Below are 5,563 nucleotides of genomic sequence, written 5' to 3'. Positions count from 1 at the left end.
GGAGGATTGGCGCAGAGACTACAACGAGGTCAGGCCCCACAGCGCGATCGGATACAACGTCCCGATCGCCCTGCATTATCCCGATGGCGCAGCCAGCCCGTCATCGTGAAAGAGCCGGAAAAATCCAGCTGCCGGCGGTCCAAGGTTGGGTGGCAGTGCAAAGAGCCGGAAAAATCCAGCTGCCGGCGGTCCAAGGTTGGGTGGCAGTGCATGGTGAAGCAAACTCTACACTGAACTGAGGGGCGGTCCGGGGGGCAGGTCAGGCATGATCTACGACTGGTGCCACAGTCTCGGCCAGACAGCCCTCGGCGAAGAGATACAGACAGACGACAAGAAGCCTTTGAACATTCGAAAGCACGTTTGGCATCAGACGCAGCGCATGGACGCGGAAGGGGCCGGTTGATGGCAAAGGCGGTTGAACTGCTGCATCCTATGCGACCCCGAGAGCGGGATGGCCGGCTGGTTCGCGATCACCGCTTCGTGCTGCGGCAGATGACGGCCACCTGGCGGGTCGCACCGCATTTCCTCGTCGCGGGCGCCATGAAGGCGGGGACGAGCAGCCTGTTTTACTATCTCTGCCAGCATCCCCGGATCGTGGGGCCGTTCCGGAAGGAAACCCATTACTTCACCGCCGGCCACCGAGCCGGCAAGGGAGAGGACTGGTATCGCGCACATTTTCCTCTGCGCTGGCAGCTCGGGAAGGGATATCTCACCGGGGAGGCGACGCCGGGCTACATGTTCGAGCCGGACGGGCCGGAGCGCATTGCCCGGGCCTTGCCCGATATCCGCGTCATCGTCGTCCTGCGCGATCCTGTGGCCAGGGCGGTCTCACATTACCGGCACGAGGTCGCGATGGGGCGCGAATTCCTGCCCTTCGATCAGGCGATCGCGCTCGAGGAGGAGCGGCGCGCGCGCGCGGCCGCTGCTGGACCGGCAGGGCACGAGACTTGGCTGCACGCGAGCTACAAGGCCCGCGGGATCTACCTCGAGCAGATCCGGCGGCTGGAGGCCGCGATCCCGCGGGAGCGGATCTTCGTCTTGGGTAGCGCCCTCCTCCGCCATCGTCCCGCCGAGGCTGTCGCCGCAGTGCTCGGCTTCCTCGGCCTGCCCATGGAGGGAGAATACAACTTCGCGCAGAAGAACCGCAGCAAGGTAAGCGACCCCCTCCCGGAACCCGTCCTGGCCGAACTGTCCGACTTCTTCGCGTCTCACAACGCGCGGTTGTTCGACCATCTGGGCTTCGAGCCGGAATGGTGATCGCAGTACGATCCACCGTTTGTCCGCGCGTCCGGCGCCACGCCCGGGCCGTCCGTCTGAACCGTGGCTAGCCGCGGGCCAGCTGGGCCTTGCCACGCGCGATCAGCTGCCTGACCTGATCCTCGGCCAGCCCGACATGCAGCAACGCCTGTCCGAGAAACCGCCGCGGGCTTCGCGGCATTTCCGGTCGGTAACCTTGGCGCGCCATGGCCGGACCGCAGATCGACTCGATCAGGCCCACTTCGTCGGGGGACAGCCTCTCGCGCCAGCGTCCGACACTTCCTGCCGAAACCGAGGCGGCGGCCCGGGTCCGGTGTGTACCGGCCCAGTCACCCCATTGCACCCGAATCGTGTCGGTGGTGGAGATCGTAGAATCCTCGCGGGGGGCGAGCATGTCGGGTTCGTAGCTTTCGCCGAGGAAGGCGCAGATGCGGCGCAGCTCCTCTTCCGGCCGGTCGACAAGCGCCTCGTAGATCACCACGTGCAACCGCGGATCGGATTCTGCATCCGCCAAGATTTCTCCGTTGGCCTGTCGCCAGAGAAGCGCGCGCTCGGCCACGTGATAGGTACGGAGCCGGCGGACGATCGGGGCGCAAAGTTGCGGCGGTCCCATCTGATCGGTGACCCAGGGCGCATTCAGATGCGAGGCGACCACGTCCCGCGGATCCCGCCTGAGGACCAGAACGCGGGTATCGGGAAACCAGGCAAAGATTCTGTCGAGATAGCGGTAATGACCCGGCGTCTTCTCACCAACGCGAGGTTTGCCGGTTGTCTCCCCGTAGGCCTCGAGCATCGCCGCGAAGACAGTACGGAAGTCCCGCCGGCCCTGCGCCTTGATCCGGGCCAGAACCTGTGCGGGGTCCACGTCGATCTCGCGGAAGCGGGACCAGGCCACAAGGTCGCGCCAGAACGTGTCGAAATCCTCCGGCGCCTCCCGGCTCCGTGCGCCCTCCCGGTCGGCGCGCTTCATAAAATGGGTCTCCGGCGTGACCGCGATCCGTGAATGTGCCGCAAGAAGGGACCGCAGGAGGGTCGTCCCCGATCGTCCCGAGCCTACGATGAAGAAGGGCGGCATGTCGGAGCGCTCAGGGAGACTTGATCGGTCGTTCATGGATGTCTCGCCGTTCCGCCCCGGTATCCGATGATTGACCTATGGCCCGTGGAAGCTCAGGAATGCCGTTGACGTTTTATTTGTGGATATAGCCTTTGCCAACCTCGCCCGAACCGGACGCGCCTGCCCTTGCCCTTGTCGGTCCGTGGATCCTCAACAAGGGCGACGATCTGATGATGCGCGCCGTTCTCGATCATTGTGGCGACCGGCGCATTGGCGCACCGCGCGAGCTTTGGCCAGCCGGTGTCCCGAAGAGACTCGTGCCACAGATGCTGCCGCCCCATGCCGGCGAGTTCCGGGCCTCCCTCGGGCGACCTGCGCTTCTGGCCCGTCTCGCAGCGAAGCGGACTATTCTACAATTCGCGGAAGCGCGAGCACCGTACTGGTTCGGCGCCGCCCCGACCCACGGGCTGTCCGCGCTCCTCGATTGCTCGGGCTTCGCCTATGGCGACACATGGTCCCCGGCGCGGATACTCCAGCGGCATGGCTATTACCACGGCCTGCGACAGCGCGGCGTCCGCATCGTCTTCCTGCCCCAAGCCATGGGTCCGTTCGAGAAGCCGGACGTACGCAACGCGGCGCGACGACTCTTCACTCTTGGGGATCTGATCTACGCCAGGGATGAAGATAGCCTGGCGTATCTCCATGGCCTCGACTTGCCGGAACACGTGCGGCTCGAACGTTGTCCAGACATCACCCATCTCCTCGACGGCACGCCGCCCAAGACGCCAGGCTGGGAACGACGCGTCGCGATCGTGCCCAATGCCCGCATGACCGACCGCACCTCGCCCGAGCGAGCCGGGGCCTATCTCGATTTCCTCGTTTGGGCGGCGGAGGTCGCGCGTGCCGAAGGCTGCGAGCCGTGTCTTATGATCCATGAGTCCAACGATGCGGGGATCGTGACGGAACTGAACGCCCGGCTCGCCGCGCCACTCCCCGTCCACGACGTCGATGCCGTCGCCACCAAAGGCATCCTGGGGGCGTGCCGGGCCGTGGTCGCCTCGCGATACCACGCGCTCGTCAGCACCCTGTCGCAGGGGATACCGGCGATCGGGACCTCTTGGACGCATAAATACGACAGGCTGTTCGAGGAATACGGGCACAAGGGCGCCCTGCTCCGGCCCGAAGTGGACGCGGATCGGCTAGAGGCGCATCTGCAGGCGGCGATCCGGGCGCCGAGCCGGACCGCGCTTGTCGCCCGGCTCGGCGCGGCAGCCACGGCGCAGAAGGATCGCGTGCGCGCGATGTGGGACACAGTGGACGCGGAACTCTGGCAGGCTGGCGCCTCAGGATCGCTGGCTGACAGGGACGAGCTTGGTCGTGCAAGTCAGCCGAGGGTCTGACGAGCCCTTTCGCTGGGCGAACATGTTCTACAGTTTCTAAAGCGGTTTGATTTCAATTTGACGCGTATCCGGCGGCGTTAAAGAAGCTCCGACACTCTTCAGGATCGAACAGGCCGCAGATGTCGCCGAGGGCCTGGATGAGGGTGTCGTAGGTTCTGGCATTGATGCGACGGAGGTGTGCCTTCAGCTTGGAGAAGGTCATCTCGATCGGATTGAGGTCGGGCGAGTAGGCCGGAAGAAAGAGCATCCAGCAGCCCTGGGCGTTCAGGATTTCGGCCGCCTTCGGGCTCTTGTGGGTGGAGAGGTTGTCGAGGATGACGACAGTGCCGGGCAACAGTTCCGGTGTCAGTTGTGTCTCGATGTAGATGTCGAAAGCGTCTCGGTCCAACGCGCCCTTGATCACCCATGGCGCGACCAGCGCGTCGCAGGTGAGCCCGGCGATGAAGGTATGCGTCTTCCAGCGGCCGAACGGCGTCGTTCCGAACAGGCGTTGGCCGACAGCACTCGAGAGTGTCCGATCTTCTGTGTATGAGGTTGCCGGTCCATTCTGACCAGAAGGGGGAGATGGACGATGACGAAGAAGATCGACGCGAAGGTGTTGGACGAGCTTCTGGCGGGCTGCGAGCGGTCGGAGGACCTGCTTGGCGCCGGCGGCCTGATGCAGGACCTCAAGCGCGCTTGTGCAGCGCATGCTCGGTGCGGAGCTGACCGAGCATCTCGGCTACGAGCACGGCGCCGAGGCACCGCCTATGCAGGCGAACCGCCGCAACGGCGCGAGCCGCAAGACCGTGAAGGGCGACGGCGGGGCCTTCGAGTTGGAGGTGCCGCGGGACTGGGACGGCGGCTTCGAGCCGCGGCTGGTGGGCAAGGGGCAGACGCGGATCGACGGGATCGATCATCGCGATGTACGCGCGCGGCATGTCGGTGCGCGACATCCGCGGGCACTTCGAGGAGTTCCACGGGCTGGAAGTCTCGCCTGACCTCATCTCGCGGGTGACGGATGCCGTTCTCGACGAGGTGAGGGAATGGCGTTCGCGGGCGCTCGATGCCGTCTATTCCGTGTTCGGCGGCGTGATCGTCCACTGGACGATCCCCTGATCCGCCTCACTCTTCGACGCGCTGCGGGTGAAGATCCGCGATAAGGACAGCCGGATCGTCAAGAACAAGGCCATCTTTTTGGCGCTCGGGATCACGGTCGAGGGCCAACGCGAGGTTCTCGGCTTCTGGATCGCCGACAGTGGGAGGGGTCAGGATTTGATCCAGTGGATCAAATCCCCCGACCACGGGGCGAAGTTCTGGCTGGGGATCATGAACGAGTTCAGGAACCGCGGCGTAGCCGACATCCTGATCGCGGTCGTCCCCTCTCGTGCATCGCTGCGCGATGCCCTGCCGGGCAATGGACGGGCTGAAGGGGGCTCCGCCCGTTCTTGCCTCAAACCGTCCCTCGGACGGTCTGCCGCCTTCGGCGGACCGGCGCGAACTCCCGAAGCGATCACCGCGGCCTTTCCGCAGGCCACGGTGCAGACCTGCGTCGTCCATCTGGTCCGCCACTCGCTGGCGTTCTGCTCGTGGAAGGATCGCAAGTCGGTCGCGGCATCACTCAAGGCCGTCTACGGCACCCCGGACGCCGACGCCGCCAGCGAGGCTTTGGAGGAATTCGATGCCCAGTGGAGTGGACAGTACCCCTCCATCGCCCAGGCCTGGCGCCGGGCCTGGGAGGAGGTAATCCTGTTCTTCGCGTTCAGCCCCGAGATCAGGCGCGTGATCTACACCAAGGATGGGATCGACAAGACTTTCCTGCACGTTTCCATTACTCTTCTGTCGTGCGGTCGACAGCGTGGCGCGTCGGCTG

General features: G+C 65.0%; 6 protein-coding genes and 1 pseudogene. 5 read left to right on the top strand and 2 right to left on the bottom strand.

From position 1 onward, the window contains the following. The coding region (locus Q1A87_RS22780) for an integrase core domain-containing protein (RefSeq protein ID WP_299656944.1) at window positions 1-109 on the top strand (109 nt) is incomplete at its 5' end. 293 nt (window positions 110-402) lie between these two features. Next, on the top strand, window positions 403-1,257 hold the full coding sequence (locus Q1A87_RS22775) for a sulfotransferase domain-containing protein (RefSeq protein ID WP_299656935.1): 855 nt from the start codon (window positions 403-405) through the stop codon (window positions 1,255-1,257). A 67-nt stretch (window positions 1,258-1,324) separates the two neighbouring features. Here the strand turns inward: Q1A87_RS22775 and Q1A87_RS22770 are convergent, their stop codons facing one another. Continuing rightward, window positions 1,325-2,332: a sulfotransferase gene (locus Q1A87_RS22770; protein WP_299656941.1), complete on the bottom strand. Its 1,008-nt coding sequence runs from the start codon at window positions 2,330-2,332 to the stop codon at window positions 1,325-1,327. Between the two features lie 131 nt (window positions 2,333-2,463). On the opposite strand from Q1A87_RS22770, the gene Q1A87_RS22765 reads away from it, so the two are divergent. Beyond that, window positions 2,464-3,711 (top strand): polysaccharide pyruvyl transferase family protein, encoded by a 1,248-nt coding sequence (locus tag Q1A87_RS22765; RefSeq protein WP_299656932.1) that lies wholly within the window; start codon window positions 2,464-2,466, stop codon window positions 3,709-3,711. Between the two features lie 52 nt (window positions 3,712-3,763). On the opposite strand, the gene Q1A87_RS22760 is transcribed toward Q1A87_RS22765, so the two are convergent. Beyond that, window positions 3,764-4,402: a transposase gene (locus Q1A87_RS22760; protein WP_299656929.1), complete on the bottom strand. Its 639-nt coding sequence runs from the start codon at window positions 4,400-4,402 to the stop codon at window positions 3,764-3,766. Between Q1A87_RS22760 and Q1A87_RS22755 the strand changes: the two genes are divergently transcribed. Then, entirely contained in the window at window positions 4,401-4,691 is a 291-nt protein-coding gene (locus Q1A87_RS22755) for a transposase (protein ID WP_299656938.1), read from the top strand. The two genes, Q1A87_RS22760 and Q1A87_RS22755, sit on opposite strands and share 2 nt — an antisense overlap. Then, a pseudogene (locus tag Q1A87_RS24365) lies at window positions 4,615-5,563 on the top strand (transposase); the annotation flags it as partial. The gene Q1A87_RS22755 and the pseudogene Q1A87_RS24365, both read left to right, overlap by 77 nt.

The organism is uncultured Jannaschia sp. (assembly GCF_947494055.1).
In the GTDB taxonomy this organism is placed as follows: Bacteria; Pseudomonadota; Alphaproteobacteria; order Rhodobacterales; family Rhodobacteraceae; genus Jannaschia.
This window is presented reverse-complemented; position numbering and strand designations above follow the sequence as displayed.